Genomic DNA, 15,065 nt, shown 5'->3' on the forward strand with positions numbered 1-15,065 from the left:
TCCAGCTCGGCGCGCCCCTCCAGCTCGGCGCGCTCCTCCGCCTCGGCACGCTCCTCCGGTCCCGGGCACCCCGCCGGCCCCCGGGCGGCAACGCGAAAGGGCCCGCCCCTCGCGGAGCGGACCCTTCGTGCGTACGGGGCCTCAGTCCCCGATCAGCGCGTCCACGAACGCGCCCGGCTCGAACGGCGCCAGGTCGTCCGCACCCTCGCCCAGGCCGACCAGCTTGACCGGCACGCCCAGGTCGCGCTGGACCGCGACCACGATGCCGCCCTTGGCGGTGCCGTCCAGCTTGGTCAGCACGATGCCGGTGATGTCGACCACCTCGGCGAACACCCGGGCCTGGATCAGGCCGTTCTGGCCGGTGGTGGCGTCCAGCACCAGCAGCACCTCGTCCACCGGGCCGTGCTTCTCGACGACCCGCTTGACCTTGCCCAGCTCGTCCATCAGGCCGGTCTTGGTGTGCAGCCGGCCGGCGGTGTCCACCAGCACGGTGTCGGCGCCCTCGGCGATGCCCTCCTTGACCGCGTCGAACGCGATCGAGGCCGGGTCACCGCCCTCCGGGCCGCGCACGGTGCGCGCACCGACCCGCTCGCCCCAGGTCTGCAGCTGGTCGGCGGCGGCGGCCCGGAAGGTGTCGGCGGCGCCGAGCACCACCTTGCGGCCGTCGGCGACCAGGACGCGGGCGAGCTTGCCGGTGGTGGTGGTCTTGCCGACGCCGTTGACGCCGACCACCAGGACCACGGCCGGCCCCTCCGCGTGCTTGGTGGAGCGGACGGTGCGGTCGGAGTCCTTGCCGATCAGCTCGACGAGCTCCTCGCGCAGCAGCGCGCGCAGTTCGTCGGGCGTCCGGGTGCCGAGCACCTTCACCCGGGTGCGCAGCCGCTCGACCAGCTCCTGGGTGGGGGCCACGCCGACGTCGGCGGTCAGCAGGGTCTCCTCGATCTCCTCCCAGGTGTCCTCGTCCAGGTGCTCGCGGGAGAGCAGCGAGAGCAGGCCCTTGCCGAGCGAGTTCTGCGAGCGGGAGAGCCGGGAGCGCAGCCGGACCAGTCGGCCCGCGGTGGGCTCGGGGACCTCGACGGCGGGTGCCGTCTCGGCCTCGGCGGCCTCGACCTCGACCTCGGTCGGGGCCGTGGCCGGGGCTCCGGTCGAGGCTTCGGTCTCGGGGAGCTGCACCTCCTCGACGGTGCGGCGGGGCTCCTCGGTCGGCGGCGCGGCCTCCTCGCCGACCTGGGGCTCCTGCGGGGTGGTCGGCGGCGCCGTGATGACCGGCGACTGCGACTTCGGGGGCAGTTGCTGGCGTCGTCTGCCGGAAACGACGAGGCCGGCGATCGCGCCGATGGCGACCACGGCGATGACTACGGCAAGGATCACGTATTCCACATAAATCTCCTTCTCGGGATCCCACGACAGAGTGATCCTTCGGTCACCGACGCACGGAGCGTCGCCGCCTCCCTTACGCTGACCGCTGTGCCGTGCGGCACCGGTCAGGGCTTGGCCGTCATGAGGTCGTCAAACGGCTGAACGAGAAGCCCCCTCGCGAGCGAGGGGGAGGAGTCACAACCGCTCCAGTATCCGTGATCGGAGCGTCCGGGAGCATCTGCCCGGGCCAGGCCGGTGGATCAGTCTGTCGACCCGGAGACAACAGCCTCGTCGCGCCGCCGAGGAGGCATCGGGCGCGCCCTTCGCTCCCGGCGCCCCTCGCGCAGCCGCTGGCTGATCACCTGCGAGATGCCGTCGCCCTTCATGGTCACGCCGTAGAGGGCGTCCGCGGACTCCATGGTCAGCTTCTGGTGGGTGATCACGATCAGCTGGGAGCTCTCCCGCAGCTCCTCCATGATCCCGACCAGCCGGCGCAGGTTGGTCTCGTCGAGCGCCGCCTCCACCTCGTCCATCACGTAGAACGGACTGGGCCTGGCCTTGAAGATCGCCACCAGCAGTGCCACCGCGGTCAGCGAGCGCTCGCCGCCGGACAGCAGCGACAGCCGCTTGACCTTCTTGCCCGGCGGGCGGGCCTCCACCTCGACGCCGGTGGTGAGCATGTGGTCGGGGTCGGTCAGCACCAGCCGCCCCTCGCCGCCGGGGAACAGCCGGGCGAAGACGCCCTCGAACTGGGCGGCGGTGTCGTGGTACGCCGAGGCGAACAGCTGCTCGACCCGTTCGTCCACCTCCCGGACGATGTCCAGCAGGTCGCGCCGGCTGCGCTTGAGGTCGTCCAGTTGCTCCCCGAGGAACTGGTGGCGCTCCTCCAGCGCCGCGAACTCCTCCAGCGCCAGCGGGTTGACCTTGCCCAGTTGCTGGTACGCCTTCTCGGCCGCCCTGAGCCGCTTCTCCTGCTCGGCCCGGTCGTACGGGCGCGGCTCGCCCGGCTCCCGTCCTTCTTCCGGGGTCGACGGCGGGACGGGCTGGTCCGGCCCGTAGGTGGCGAGCAGTTCGCCGCCGTCGATGCCGAACTCCTCCAGCGCCCGGGCCTCCAGCTGCTCGATCCGCAGCCGCTTCTCGGCCCGCAGCACCTCGTCCCGGTGGCCGGCGTCGACCAGTTTGTCCAGTTCCTCCTTGAGACCGCGTCCGTGCTCGCGGTGCGCCCGCAGTTCGGTCTCGCGCTCGGCGCGCGCCTGCTCGACCGCCGCCCGCCCGGCGTCCGCGCGGGACAGCGACACCTCCAGGCAGGCCAGCAGCTGTCGGGCGCCCGCCGCGACGGCGTTCGCCACCCCGGCGTCGTGCTCGGCGCGTCGGCGGCGCTCGGCGGCCCGGGCACGCGCCTCGCGCTCGGCGCGGGCGGCCCGGTCCAGCTGGTCCGCCCGGCCGGCGAGCGCGCGGACCCGCTCCTCGTGGGTGCGCACCGCGAGCCTGGCCTCCAGCTCGGCCTGCCGGGAGCCGGTGGCGGCCTCGGCCAGCCGCTGCTGCTCGGCGGTGTCCGGCTCGTCCTCTCCGGAGTCCTGCGAGTCCTCGGCCGCGGCCAGGCGTTCGGCCAACTCCTCCGCGGTGGCGAGGAGTTCCGCCAGGCCCTGGTCGGCCCGCGCGGCGGCGGCGGACAGCCGATCGGCCTCGCCGGCGGCGGCCCTGGCCTGCCCGCCGAGGCGGCCGAGCGTGCCCGCCACCTGGGCGCGCTCCTTCTCCTGCCGCCGCCGCTGCTCGGCGAGTTGCTCCACGGCGGCGTCCGACTCCCGCCGCTGCTCGGCGAGTTCGGCCAGGCGTGCGGCCGACTCGGTGCAACGGAGGGCGAGTTCGGTGATCGCCCGGGCGGTCTCCTCGACCGCCGCCCGGATCTCCAGCAGGCTCGGCACACCGTCGGAGCCGCCCTGCGCGAAGTCGGCGCCGAGCCGGTCCCCGGCGGCGGTGACGGCGGTCAGCCCGGGGTGGTCGGCGACCAGCCGCAGCGCCTCGTCGAGGGTGCCGACGACCGCCACCCGGGCCAGCAGGCCCCGCACGGCACCGACCAACCCGGCCGGCCCGTCGACGAGTTCGGCGGCCCAGCGGGCTCCTTCCGGCAACTCTCCGACGCCGGCGAGCGGTTCACCGGCACCCCCGATCGGCAGCGCGGCCCGGCCGGCACCCTCGATCAGCAGCGCGGCCCGGCCGGCGTCCTCGGCACGCAGCAGCCGCAGCGCCTCGGCGGCGGTGCCGGGCGAGTCGACGGCGATCGCGTCGGCGGCCGCACCGAGCGCCGCCGCCACCGGCACCTCGTACCCGGGGGCGATCCGCAGCAGCGCGGCCGCGGGGCCCCGCAGTCCGCTCAGCCGCTCCCCCGCGTCGAGCAGGGCGCCGGTGCCGTCCTTGCGGCGCAGTCCGAGGGAGAGCGCCTCGTGCCGCGCGGTGAGCCCGGCCCGTTCGCGCTCGGCGGCGCCGGCCGACTCCCGGGCGGCGGCGAGGTCGCGTTCGACGGCGGCGAGCCGCTCCCGGGCCTCCTGGTGGGCGGCCTCGGCCCGCTCGTCGTCCCCGGCGGGGCCGCCGACTTGCCGCTGGAGCTCCTCGTACTCGGCCTGCGCGGCCTCGGCCCGCAGCAGTGCCTCGCCGCCGGCCTCGGTCAGCCGGCCGATCTCGGCTTCGGCGGAGGCCGCCTTGGAGCGGGCGGCGGCGGCCTGCCCCTGCAACCGGGCCAGGCCCTCCCGGCGGTCCGCGATGGCCCGGGCGGCGTCCCGCAGCCGACGTTCCTCGGTGGCCAGCCCGCGCTCCAGTCCACTCCTGCGTTCGACCGCCTCGGCCAGCGCGTACTGCGCCTCCTCCAGCGCCTCGGCCAGCGCGGCCTCGTCCTCGCGGACCCGCGCGGCCTCCCGCTCCAGTTCCTCGGGATCGCGGCCGCGCCGCTCCTCGGCCTGCCCGCCCGCGGCGGCGTGCCGGGCGCGGGCCTCGGCCAGCCCGATGGTGCCGCGGGTGCGCTCGGCGAGCGCGGAGAGCCGGTACCAGGTCTGCCGGGCGCCCTCCAGGCTCGGGCCGAGCTGCTGGACCTGTGCCTCCAGCACGGCCTCGCGCTGGACGACACCGGCCAGCTCCTGCTCGACGGTGGTGCGGCGCAGCCGCAGTGCCAGCTCGTCGGCGATCTCGGCCTCGACGGCCTGCCGGAGGGCCAGCAGGTCGTCGGCGAGCAGCCGCAGCCGGGCGTCGCGCAGGTCGGCCTGGATGCCGGCGGCGCGGCGGGCGATCCTGGCCTGCCGGCCGAGCGGTCCCAGCTGGCGGCGCAGTTCGGCCACCAGGTCCTGGACGCGGTTGAGGTTGACCTGCATCGCGTCCAGTTTCCGCAGCGCCTTCTCCTTGCGCTTGCGGTGCTTGAGGACGCCGGCCGCCTCCTCGATGAAGGCGCGGCGGCCCATCGGGTCGGCGTGCAGGACGGAGTCCAGCTGGCCCTGGCCGACGATGACGTGCATCTCGCGGCCGATGCCGGAGTCGGAGAGGAGCTCCTGGATGTCCAGCAGGCGGCAGGTCTCGCCGTTGAGCGCGTACTCGCTGCCGCCGTTGCGGAACATGGTCCGGGTGATGGTCACCTCGGAGTAGTCGATCGGCAGGGCGCCGTCGGCGTTGTCGATGGTGAGGCTGACCTCGGCCCGGCCGAGCGGGGCGCGCCCGCTGGTCCCGGCGAAGATGACGTCCTCCATCTTGCCGCCGCGCAGCGACTTGGCGCCCTGCTCCCCCATCACCCAGGACAGCGCGTCGACGACGTTCGACTTGCCGGAGCCGTTCGGGCCGACCACGCAGGTGATGCCGGGCTCGAAGCGCAGGGTGGTGCTGGAGGCGAAGGACTTGAACCCGCGCAGCGTCAGACTCTTCAGGTGCACGCGGCCGGTCTCCTCGTCGCTCGCCAGGGCCCAGGGCCTGTCGTCAACGGCGACTGTATCCCCGGCGGGCCGCGAGCCCCGGGCCCGGACACGACGAAGGGACGCCACAACCGGGCGTCCCTTGCAAGCTGCGTCCCTTTCGGAGCGGCTCAGTGCACAGCGGCGTCGATCTGCGAGGACCGGGCGGGACTCAGGTGAGAGCCGGCTCCCGCTGATCCAGATCGATGCTGTTGAGCAGCGAGTGCCCGTCAGCGACAGCGGCGAGCGCGTCGTTCTCGGCCTGCATCCGAAGGAGCTCGGATTCAAGGTCCTGGACGCGCTGCTGAAGCCGTCGCATCTCGGAGAGCATTCGCGGGTCGGGGCCGCCGACGTACCCGAGAAGCGCCTTTGCCATGATGAATGGTCCTCCACGCTGAGTGACCGAACCGGAACGGTACAGGTCTAGGGGGAAGGGGGACGCACGCGCGGCGCGTCACCGGTAGTGCTGGCTGGGCACTTACGGCACAACCATCGTGAGCTGGGCTCACGAGGGCAGACGCCTGCCGGGAAAACGCGGTCGTGTGCGCGGGTTTCCAGCGTCTCACCAAAGACGGAAAGGGTCAACACGATCACCGCACGCTACCGCGACCCTGTCACCTGCCTGGCGGTGTCGTCACGCCTGGGGGCCTCGGGCCGGGTCCACCAGCTGCTCGTGGATCATCGTTCGATGCGGAGTCAACCACGAGTCTGCCCGAATGGCAACCGCATGACACCGGCAGTTGCGGATCAGTTCCGGCCCGCGCGGGTGTGGCCGGGCTCAGCGGATCTCGAAGCCCTCGTAGCCGGGGCCCACGGCCGTCCAGATCTCGGTGACGCCGCTGACCTCGCCCGGGGTGTCCGGGCCGCGCAGCAGGTCCAGCAGCAGTTCGCAGTCGGCGGCCAGGCCCTCGGCGACCACCTGCACCCGGCCGTCCCCGAGGTTGCTCGCGTAGCCGGTCAGGCCGGTCTCCAGCGCCCGTGCCCTGGTCCACCAGCGGAACCCGACCTGCTGGACCTTCCCCCGGACCCAGGCGGTCACCCGGACCGGTTCCTCACTGTGGGCGTCGCGACCGTGCATGCCCCGAGCCTAACCAACGCGACGGACGGTCACAGGTCCACGGGGCCGTCGACCACGCGGAGCGGCCCCGCCGGAGGAGGTCCGGCGGGGCCGCAGGGGTGTCGCGGTGGGGCTCAGCGGGTCACCAGTCGCCGCCGCCACCGAAGTCCCCGCCACCGAATCCGCCGCCGTCGCCGAAGCCGCCGCTGAAGTCGGAGGAGTTGAAGTCGGCGCCGGTGAAGTCGCCGCCCTCGTGCTGGTCCTGGTAGCCCTGGTCCATCATCGGCGCCGCGGCGTAGGCCGGGCTGCTGATCATCGAGCCGAGCATGGTGCCGACCAGCAGGCCCGGCAGCAGGCCGCCGCCGAATCCGCCGAAGTAACCGCCCGCCCAGGGGGCGTAGGCCGGGCCGGCGTTCCAGTACGGCTGCGGGCCGTGCTCGGTCTCGACGGTACGGATGGCCGGGTCGAGGCCGGAGGCCAGCCGGTCCGCGTCGGACCGGCAGACCGGGACGGTGCGGGCGGCGCCGTCGGCCGGGGCCCAATCGACGTCCTTGACCGACGGGCCGTGGCGCGGGTCGAAGAAGCACGGGGGACGGCGCTCGGGCACCGGGCGCTTCTCCCGCCGGGCGGCCAGGGTGGCCAGCGCGAACCGGCCGTCCTCCAGCGCCTCGGTGACCGGCTTGACGTCGTCCGGCCGCTTGGCCTCGTCCATCAGCCGCTTGGCCTTCTCGTACGAGTCCAGGGCGTGGGTGTAGTCGGTGCGCTGGGTGTCGTCGGCGCCGGTCGCGGCCGGGTTGAAGTCGAGCCGGTCCAGTTCCTCGCCGAAGGCGGTGATGTCCTCGTCGACCACCCGGCGCAGTTGCTCCAGCTCGGCCCGGGCCTGCTCCTCCTTGCGCGTCTTGGCGCGGCGGAAGAGGAGGAAGACGCCGGCACCGGCCAGCGCGAGCAGCACGACCGGGATGACCACCCAGGCGATCGAGGTGCTGTGGTTCACCCCGGTGCCCTTGGCCTGCGGGGCGGCGCTGTCGACGAACTCGTTCAGGGTGGCGTCGATGTCGCCGTTGTGGGAGCGGAAGGCGGCGCCGGCGATCCGCTCGGCACTGCCCTGCGACATCGCGCCGCGGTCTGCCTTGGCCGCGAACTGGTCACCGCGCCAGATCGCGTAGGCACCGTCGATGCCGACCTTGGTGCGCAGGTCGTTGAAGACGGTCCGCTCGCCGTAGGGGGCGCTGGCCGGGACGACCGCGACGAAGATCGGCTTGTCGGCCTTCTTGATCTTCTCGGTCAGGGCGTCGGCCTGGCTCTGGCTGAATCGGCTGGTCATCGCCGGGTCGACGTAGACCCGACCCTGCTTCAGGGTGGAGGCCGCGTCGTCCAGCCCGCCCGCGGCCGAGGCCGTCGGTGCGAGCAGGAGCAGCAGCCCCAGCAGCGCCGCCACCAGGGCAAGCGGCCCGGCGCCCCGGGAACGTCGTGCAAGGGTTCTCATGCCCTCGACGCTACCCCGACGGGCGTCGAGGCACGGCATACCCTTCGCATACTGGTAGTGACAGGATTCCCCGCCGACCGCCGGGGCCGCGCCCCTCCTCGGGGATGATGTTTCCCCCACTCGCCCCTGATGCGGGTGGTGCGCGGGAACTGCGGCCGGCGCCCGGACGTACGTCCCGGCGGGCCCAGGGTGTTCCGGGCGGTGCGCCGACCGTACCGCGCGGACGGGCATAGTGGTCCCGGACCACTGGTCCCATTACCTGTTCTTGACCCATCTCCCGATCGGAGCACCCGGTGATCATCGGCCTCGTCACCGCCGTGGCGGCATCCGCCTGCTACGGCACCGGCTCAGTCCTCCAGGCCGTCGGATCCCGTCGTTCCGCGCGCGAGGAGGCCGCCAAGGGCGCCGCCGGCGCCACCACCGAGCACGGCGGGCCGAGCCTGTCCTCCACCGCGAAGGCTGCCGTCACCTGGGAGTTCATCGTCGGCACGGTGCTCGACCTGATCGGCTTCGGGCTGGGCGCGCTGGCCGCGCGGCTGCTGCCGCTGTTCCTCTCGCAGACCATCATCAGCGCCAACCTGGTGATCACCGCGGTGCTGAGCATCAAGCTGCTCGGCATCCGGCTCAAGCAACTGGAGTGGGCCTCGATCGGCGTGCTCTGCTCGGCGCTGGTGCTGCTGGCCGTCTCGGCCGGCCCGGAGGGCGGCCACCACGCGTCGATGTCCTTCCACTGGGGCCTGCTGCTGGTCACCACCGTGCTGCTGGTCGGCGGCGGCCTGCTGGTGCGGCGGATGGGCTCCAAGGGCGCGATCGTCGCCGGCCTGCTCTCCGGCCTGGGCTTCGGCGCGCTGGGCGTCGGCGTGCGCATCCTGAACGGCATCGACCCGTTCGACGTCGCCAAGCTGCTCTCCGACCCGGCGCTGTACGCGATCCTGGTCGGCGGCCTCGGCGGCATGTACGTGCACACCGTGGCGCTGCAGATCGGCTCGGTGAACGGCGCGACGGCGGCGCTGGTGGTCGGCGAGACGGTGCTGCCCGGCGCGATCGGCGTGCTCTGGCTCGGCGACTCCTCCAAGTCCGGCCTGGGCTGGCTCGGCGTGGTCGGCTTCCTGCTCGCGGTGGTGTCCGCGGTCGGGGTCGCCTACTTCGGCCAGGACACCCACGGCTCCCCCGGCGAGGCGGCCGCCGACCAGCCGGAACTCGCCAAGCACTGAGCTCCCCGGCCCCCGCTTCCAGCCCTCGCTGTCAGCCCCCGCTGCGGGCCCGCGGCACCCGCTGGCAGCGGGGGCAGAAGTAGCTGGAGCGGTTCATCCAGGCGGCCCGCCGGATCGGGGTGCCGCAGCGGCGGCAGGGCTCGTGCTCGCGGCCGTACGCGTCGAGGTCGCGGGAGAAGTAGCCGCTCTCGCCGTTCACGTTGACGTACAGGCTGTCGAAGCTGGTGCCGCCGACGGCGAGCGCCGCCGTCATCACCTCGCGGGCGTTCGCCAGCAGTTCGGCGGCCTGCGGGCGGGTGAGCGTCGCGGTCGGGCGGTCGTAGTGCAGCCGGGAGCGCCAGAGCGCCTCGTCGGCGTAGATGTTGCCGACCCCGCTGATCAGCGTCTGGTCGAGCAGCGCCCGCTTCACGGTGGTGCGCTTGGCCCGCAGCGCGGCCGCGAAGGCGGTGTCGTCGAAGCGCGGGTCGAGCGGGTCGCGGGCGATGTGCGCGATGGAGAGCGGCGTGCCCTCCGGGTCGCCGTCCTCGGCCTCCTCGACCGCGAGGCCGCCGAAGGTCCGCTGGTCGACGAAGCGCAGTTCGCGCCCGCCGTCGGTGAACCGCAGCCGCACCCGCAGGTGCGTCTCGTCGGGTACGGACGGGTCCTGGACGAGGAGTTGGCCGCTCATGCCGAGGTGGCCGATCAGCGAGAAGCCCGCGCCGGACCCCGCCAGCGGCACCCACAGGTACTTGCCGCGCCGCTGCGCGGTGCCGAGGGTGGTGCCGGTCAGCCGGGCGGCGAAGTCCGCGGCGCCAGCGGGCTGGCGGCGCACCGCGCGCGGGTGCAGCACCTGGACGTCGGCGACGGTCCGCCCGGCGACCCAGTTCGCCAGACCGCGGCGGACGACCTCGACCTCGGGAAGTTCGGGCACGGGAACAGGCCTCCTGCGGAAGGGATCAGCAGGAGGAAGGCTACTGCTCCCTCACGCCCCGGCGGGCAGCCGGTCGGCGTACTTCTCCTTGATCGCCCGCCAGGCGCTCTCGGCGGCCTTCTGCTCGGCCTCCTTCTTCGAGCGGCCGACGCCGCTGCCGAAGTCCTCGCCGGCCACCCGGGCCGCCGCGGTGAAGGTCTTCTCGTGGTCCGGACCGGACTCCATGACCACGTACTCGGGCACCCCGATGCCCACCGAGGCGGTGAGCTCCTGGAGGCTGGTCTTCCAGTCCAGGCCGGCGCCCAGCTGGGAGGACTCCTCGATCAGCGGGTCGAACAGCCGGTGGACGAACTCGGTGGCCGCGTCCAGACCCTGGTCCAGGTAGACGGCCCCGATCACGGCCTCGACCGTGTCGGCGAGGATCGACGACTTGTCGCGGCCGCCGGTGCCCTCCTCGCCTTTGCCGAGCCGGATGAACGTGCCGAGTTCCAGGCCCCGGCCGACGTCCGCGAGCGCGCGGGAGTTCACCACCGCGGCGCGCAGCTTGGCGAGCGTGCCCTCCGGCACGTCCGGGTGGACGCGGTAGAGGGTGTCGGTCACCACGAGGCCCAGCACCGAGTCGCCGAGGAACTCCAGGCGCTCGTTGGTGGGCAGACCCCCGTTCTCGTACGCGTACGAGCGGTGGGTCAGGGCACGCACCAGAAGGGCGCGCTCGAGTGTGTACCCGAGGCGCCCTTCCAGGACGTCGTATTCGGTCGAAGCCGGCCCACCGGCCTTGCCACCGCCCGAAGAGGAACCCTTCGGGGCGGAGGACGCCTTGCGGGTGGAGTTACCGTCCGACATCGATCCGTGCACCCCGCCGATCAGACCGAGAGGACCTGGCGACGGTTGTACGTGCCGCAGCTCGGGCACGCGATGTGACCCAGCTTCGGCTCGTGGCAGCGGTCGCACGCCACGAGGGCCGGAACAACGGCCTTCCAGTTGGACCGACGGTGGCGCGTGTTGCTGCGCGACATCTTCCGCTTCGGAACAGCCACGGCTACTTCTCCTGGTTCTCGGCGAGACCCTCACGGGTGTCGCTGTTCTTGATCCCGTCACCCTCGTCGCCGGGGGCGGCGGAGAGTCCCTGCAGAGCCGCCCACCGGGGGTCGGCGGCGTCGTGGTGGTGCGTCGGGTCGTCGCTCAGGCGCGCTCCGCACTCGGAGCACAGACCCAGGCAGTCTTCCTGGCACACCGGCTGCAGCGGCAGTGCGAGCACCACCGCGTCACGCAGCACCGGCTGGAGGTCGAAGAAGTCGCCCTCCAGGCGGTAAGTATCTTCTTCCGAGTCCTCGTCGAGGTCCTCGGCCCCGGCGGTCCGGGCGCGGTGACGCTCGTCGGACTCCGGGTAGTAGTACAGCTCCTGGAAGTCGACGTCGAGGTCGTCCTCGACGGGCTCCAGGCACCGGGCGCACTCGCCCTCGACCTGGGCCTCGGCGGTGCCGGTGACCAGCACGCCCTCGACCACGGACTCCAGGCGGAGCTCCAGCCGGAGCTCGCTCTTCTCGGGGACGCCGATCACGTCGATGATCCCCAGGCCCGCGGGGGCCTCCAGAGTGCGGGACACCTTGCGCAGCGAGCCCGGGCGACGTCCCAGCTCGTGCGTGTCGAACACGAGGGGGTCGCGGTGGTCGAGGCGGTTCAAGGTGTCCTGACTTCCATGGGGAATCTTCGATCGCGGTGCCACCGCACCAACGGTGCGCGGGCAAGCCGACAGTCCGACACGAAAAGGCCGGAGTGGTCAGCCTACCGGAGTCTCCCGCCAGGCCCAACTTCGCTCCCGTCAGGAGCTTCCGCCGGGCCCGCGCGGGGCCGGCTCAGCGGCCGCCCAGCTCCCGGAGCCGGGTCATGTCGATCATGCTGGTGTCGAAGAAGCTGGTCTCGTCCAGACCCGGCTGCTGCTGCTGTTGCGGCACCGCCGGCGGGGCGGCGGGCTGCTGCGGGTAGGTGTAGGCGTCGTACTGCTGCGCGCCGTAACCCGGCTGCTGCTGCTGCGGATAGCCGTAGTCCCCGTGCTGCTGCTGGGCCGCGTAGTCCGGGTGCTGCTGCTGCGGGTAGCCGTCCGCGGCGCCCTGCTGCTGGTGCCCCCACTGGGCACCGTACGGGTCGCCCTGGCCGGCCGGGTCGTAGCCGCCGGCGTACACCTCGGCGTACTGCCCCTGCTGCTGCCCGCCCTGCTGCTGGGCGGCCGCGTACTGGTCGACGCCGGGGGCCTGCCAGCCCGCCGCGGCCGGAGTCTGCTCCGGCCAGGTCTGCTGCTGCGGGACGTCCTCGCGGTACCAGGCGATGTCGTCGCCGTTGGCTTCGGCGTCGGTGGCGAAGCCGGCGGCCACCGCCTCGGCGCGCTCCTTGGCCTGCTGCGCCTCGTCGGCTGCGGCCAGGTAGGCGCCCAGCTCGTCGATCGGCCGCTTGCCGAGCAGCTTGTCGCGGCCCTTGCCGACGGCCTCCAGGGTGGCGCTGAGGACGTTCTCCAGCGTGGCGAGCTTCACATCGACGTACTCGTCGACCTCGGGGCTGGGGGTGATCCGCTGCGGCTGGAACTCCTCGCCGTCCGTCTCGCCGTCGAATTCGGTCTCGAAGACGCTGGAGTCACCGCGCAGCTTGGTCCGGCCGCGGCCGACGGCGCCGAGCGTCTTGGTCAGCACGACCTCGAAGTTGGCGAGCTTGCTGTCCACGTAGTCGTCGGCCTCGGCACGCTTGGCCTCGGTCTCGCCACGGGCCTCGGCGAGGATCCGGTCGGCCTCGGCCTGGGCCCGGCGGACCACCTCGGTGTCCGAGATCAGCGAGCCGCGCTCGGCGTGCGCACCCTGGATGATCCGGTCGGCCTCGGCCTGGGCCCCGGCCACCACCTGCTCGTGGTCGGCCATCATCGACTGGGCCTGGGCGAGTTCGGCGGGCAGCTCCGCCTTGAGGGCGTTGAGCAGGCCGATCAGTTCGGCCCGGTTCACCACGCAGGAGGCCGACATCGGCATCGAGCGGGCGTTCTCGACCGCCGCGACGATCTCGTCGACCTTGTTCTGCACGTCCACGGGGCTTCGTCTTTCCGTGTGCCGCCGACGGTCCGGCGGAGGCAGGCCCGACGCGGTGAACCTCACCGCAGGGGCAGGAATACAGACTGTACGGCCACCGCGCGGCGTGGTCACAACGCCCGAGCCGAACCGGTCGACCGGGCATCGGACAAGTCATGACGAACCAGCAGAAACGGACGCCCGCCCCGCGATGCCGACGCTCCCGCCTACTGCTGGGCCCTGCGCTCCGCGATCCGCTCGACCAGCCGCCGGTGCACCGTCTCCGGCAGCAGGTGGGAGACGTCCCCGCCGTACGAGGCGACCTCCTTGACCAGCGTCGAGGAGAGGAAGCTGTACGTCGGGGAGGTCGGCACGAACAGCGTCTCCACCCCGGACAGGCCGTGGTTCATCTGGGCCATCTGCAACTCGTAGTCGAAGTCGCTGACCGCGCGCAGGCCCTTGATGATCGCGGGGATCCCGCGCTCCCGGCAGAAGTCCACCAGCAGGCCGTGGTACGACTCGACCACCACGTTCCCGAAGTCCGCGGTGACCTCCTCGATCAGGCCCATCCGCTCCTCGACGCTGAACATGCCCTGCTTGTTGCGGTTGATCAGGACCGTGACATGCACGACGTCGTACAGCTTCGAGGCCCGCCCGATGATGTCGAGATGACCGTTGGTGATCGGGTCGAACGAACCGGGACAGACGGCGCGGCGCATGGCGTGGGTGCTCCCTCGTGGGGTGACGGCTGCTGCGGGCCTCGGCCCGCTACTCGTGCTGACTGGTCTCGGCGGCGGCGCGACCGTACCAGAGCGTGCCCTCGCCGTAGCGGCGCGAGCGCAGCACCTCGAAGCCCTCGGGCCAGCCGAAGTCGCCGCCACGGGTGCTGCGCTCCACGGTGACGAGTGCGTCCTCCGCGAGCCAGCCCCCGGCCAGGAGTGTGATCAGCATCTCGCGCAGCTCGTCGTCCGTCACGGCGTACGGCGGGTCGAGGAAGACCAGGTCGTACGGGGTCTGCGGGGGCGGGCCCGCGATCACCTGCTCGGCCCTGGCGGCCTTCACCTCCACGCCCGGCAGGCCGATCGTGCGGACGTTCTCCCGGATCACCCGGGCCGCCTGGCCGTCCGCCTCGACCAGCAGGACGTGCTCGGCGCCGCGCGACAGCGCTTCCAGGCCGACCGCGCCCGATCCACCGAACAGGTCGAGCATCCGGATCCCGTGCAGGGTGCCGCGCAGCGCCTCCAGGGTGGAGAACATCGCCTCACGGGCCTTGTCGGAGGTCGGGCGGGTGCCCCGGCCTGGCGGTACGGCCAGCCGGCGGCCGCCGGCCAGCCCGGCGATCACGCGGGTCATGGTGGGGGAAGGTCCTTTCGTCGCTGCCCGACCACGCTATACGGGTCGAGGCCCCACCGACGGATCGGTGGGGCCCCCGGGTCACGGCTCAGCCCGCCCCGGAGCCCGCCTCAGCCGGCCCCGGGGCGCGTCTCAGCTCGCCTCGGAGCCCGCCGGCGGGGTCGGGACGGCCGCGCCGAGCAGCGCCGGCGAGGCGTAGCGGGACCAGGACAGGCAGCCGTCGGGCGGGCAGAACTCGGGGCGGCGCGGGTCGTGCCCGAGCTCGCGCAGCTTGGTGCGGACGGAGTCGGGGGTGCGGCCGAAGCGGGCGGCGATCCGGGCGACGGTCTCGCCGTCGTGGAAGCGCCGGACCAGCTCCTCCTCGTGCTGCGGGACCCAGGGGGCGCCGTGGCCGGGGTACAGCTCGCGCAGCACGTCACGGTCGGGGATGGGCTCGGAGACGTCGGCGACGATCGCCAGCGCCCGCAGCGCGCGGTTGAGCGCGATCCGCAGCGAGGCGACGTCCTCGACCGGCAGGCGGAGCTTGCCCGAGGCGAGCGGCTGGGCGGCCGCCCCCTCGCGCCAGCCGGTCAGGGTGAGGGTGACCTCGCGGTCGTCGTCGCTGGCGAGTTCGATCCGGAAGACCTTGTCGCCCAGCGGGAGCTCGTTGAGATGACGGAATGCCATGGCAGGACCCCCAAATGTCGTGCCAGGTACGCACCTTGGGGGTG

At 73.1% G+C, this 15,065-nt stretch carries 14 protein-coding genes; 1 reads left to right on the top strand and 13 read right to left on the bottom strand.

Features of this window, described 5'->3' with window-relative positions:
- Positions 1 to 141 precede the first annotated feature (141 nt).
- The 5 genes from ftsY to AB0P03_RS28015 form a co-directional block, all read right to left on the bottom strand.
- Positions 142 to 1,380, bottom strand: a complete 1,239-nt coding sequence (gene ftsY, locus AB0P03_RS27995) for a signal recognition particle-docking protein FtsY (RefSeq protein WP_363631488.1) — start codon at positions 1,378 to 1,380, stop codon at positions 142 to 144.
- Positions 1,381 to 1,619: 239 nt separating this feature from the next.
- Positions 1,620 to 5,270: a chromosome segregation protein SMC gene (gene smc / locus AB0P03_RS28000; RefSeq protein WP_363631490.1), complete on the bottom strand. Its 3,651-nt coding sequence runs from the start codon at positions 5,268 to 5,270 to the stop codon at positions 1,620 to 1,622.
- A gap of 190 nt (positions 5,271 to 5,460) precedes the next feature.
- Positions 5,461 to 5,664 (bottom strand): hypothetical protein, encoded by a 204-nt coding sequence (locus AB0P03_RS28005; RefSeq protein ID WP_063347689.1) that lies wholly within the window; start codon positions 5,662 to 5,664, stop codon positions 5,461 to 5,463.
- A gap of 402 nt (positions 5,665 to 6,066) precedes the next feature.
- A complete protein-coding gene (locus tag AB0P03_RS28010) occupies positions 6,067 to 6,366 on the bottom strand; it encodes an acylphosphatase (protein WP_350882923.1) in 300 nt (99 codons plus the stop codon).
- 121 nt (positions 6,367 to 6,487) lie between these two features.
- Positions 6,488 to 7,831 (bottom strand): hypothetical protein, encoded by a 1,344-nt coding sequence (locus tag AB0P03_RS28015; RefSeq protein WP_363631491.1) that lies wholly within the window; start codon positions 7,829 to 7,831, stop codon positions 6,488 to 6,490.
- 293 nt (positions 7,832 to 8,124) lie between these two features.
- Between AB0P03_RS28015 and AB0P03_RS28020 the strand changes: the two genes are divergently transcribed.
- A complete protein-coding gene (locus tag AB0P03_RS28020; RefSeq protein ID WP_363585728.1) occupies positions 8,125 to 9,045 on the top strand; it encodes a hypothetical protein in 921 nt (306 codons plus the stop codon).
- A gap of 31 nt (positions 9,046 to 9,076) precedes the next feature.
- Here the strand turns inward: AB0P03_RS28020 and mutM are convergent, their stop codons facing one another.
- The 8 genes from mutM to AB0P03_RS28060 all read right to left on the bottom strand — a co-directional run bounded on the left by mutM (position 9,077) and on the right by AB0P03_RS28060 (position 15,021).
- Positions 9,077 to 9,955, bottom strand: coding sequence for a bifunctional DNA-formamidopyrimidine glycosylase/DNA-(apurinic or apyrimidinic site) lyase (mutM, locus tag AB0P03_RS28025; RefSeq protein ID WP_363631492.1), 879 nt, complete (start codon positions 9,953 to 9,955; stop codon positions 9,077 to 9,079).
- Positions 9,956 to 10,006: 51 nt separating this feature from the next.
- The gene (gene rnc, locus AB0P03_RS28030; RefSeq protein WP_350882931.1) at positions 10,007 to 10,798 is read right to left on the bottom strand and encodes a ribonuclease III; all 792 of its coding nucleotides are present in this window, start codon (positions 10,796 to 10,798) and stop codon (positions 10,007 to 10,009) included.
- A gap of 20 nt (positions 10,799 to 10,818) precedes the next feature.
- Positions 10,819 to 10,992: a 50S ribosomal protein L32 gene (rpmF, locus tag AB0P03_RS28035; protein ID WP_030056747.1), complete on the bottom strand. Its 174-nt coding sequence runs from the start codon at positions 10,990 to 10,992 to the stop codon at positions 10,819 to 10,821.
- Positions 10,993 to 10,994: 2 nt separating this feature from the next.
- Positions 10,995 to 11,639: a DUF177 domain-containing protein gene (locus AB0P03_RS28040; RefSeq protein ID WP_063347695.1), complete on the bottom strand. Its 645-nt coding sequence runs from the start codon at positions 11,637 to 11,639 to the stop codon at positions 10,995 to 10,997.
- A gap of 172 nt (positions 11,640 to 11,811) precedes the next feature.
- Positions 11,812 to 13,023 (bottom strand): cell division initiation protein, encoded by a 1,212-nt coding sequence (locus AB0P03_RS28045; RefSeq protein WP_363585726.1) that lies wholly within the window; start codon positions 13,021 to 13,023, stop codon positions 11,812 to 11,814.
- Between the two features lie 206 nt (positions 13,024 to 13,229).
- Positions 13,230 to 13,721, bottom strand: coding sequence for a pantetheine-phosphate adenylyltransferase (gene coaD, locus AB0P03_RS28050; protein ID WP_363585725.1), 492 nt, complete (start codon positions 13,719 to 13,721; stop codon positions 13,230 to 13,232).
- A 49-nt stretch (positions 13,722 to 13,770) separates the two neighbouring features.
- A complete protein-coding gene (rsmD, locus tag AB0P03_RS28055) occupies positions 13,771 to 14,355 on the bottom strand; it encodes a 16S rRNA (guanine(966)-N(2))-methyltransferase RsmD (protein ID WP_363585724.1) in 585 nt (194 codons plus the stop codon).
- 132 nt (positions 14,356 to 14,487) lie between these two features.
- On the bottom strand, positions 14,488 to 15,021 hold the full coding sequence (locus tag AB0P03_RS28060) for a hypothetical protein (protein WP_363585723.1): 534 nt from the start codon (positions 15,019 to 15,021) through the stop codon (positions 14,488 to 14,490).
- Positions 15,022 to 15,065: the final 44 nt, after the last annotated feature.

Origin of the sequence: Kitasatospora sp. NPDC088779 (assembly GCF_040685395.1) — a bacterium.
In the GTDB taxonomy this organism is placed as follows: Bacteria; Actinomycetota; Actinomycetes; order Streptomycetales; family Streptomycetaceae; genus Kitasatospora.

Coding starts and splice junctions, on each gene's coding strand:
- AB0P03_RS28005 (WP_063347689.1), bottom strand. CDS start 5,664: ATGGCAAAGGCGCTTCTCGGGTACGTCGGCGGCCCCGACCCGCGAATG.
- AB0P03_RS28010 (WP_350882923.1), bottom strand. CDS start 6,366: ATGCACGGTCGCGACGCCCACAGTGAGGAACCGGTCCGGGTGACCGCC.
- AB0P03_RS28015 (WP_363631491.1), bottom strand. CDS start 7,831: ATGAGAACCCTTGCACGACGTTCCCGGGGCGCCGGGCCGCTTGCCCTG.
- rnc (WP_350882931.1), bottom strand. CDS start 10,798: ATGTCGGACGGTAACTCCACCCGCAAGGCGTCCTCCGCCCCGAAGGGT.
- coaD (WP_363585725.1), bottom strand. CDS start 13,721: ATGCGCCGCGCCGTCTGTCCCGGTTCGTTCGACCCGATCACCAACGGT.
- rsmD (WP_363585724.1), bottom strand. CDS start 14,355: ATGACCCGCGTGATCGCCGGGCTGGCCGGCGGCCGCCGGCTGGCCGTA.
- AB0P03_RS28060 (WP_363585723.1), bottom strand. CDS start 15,021: ATGGCATTCCGTCATCTCAACGAGCTCCCGCTGGGCGACAAGGTCTTC.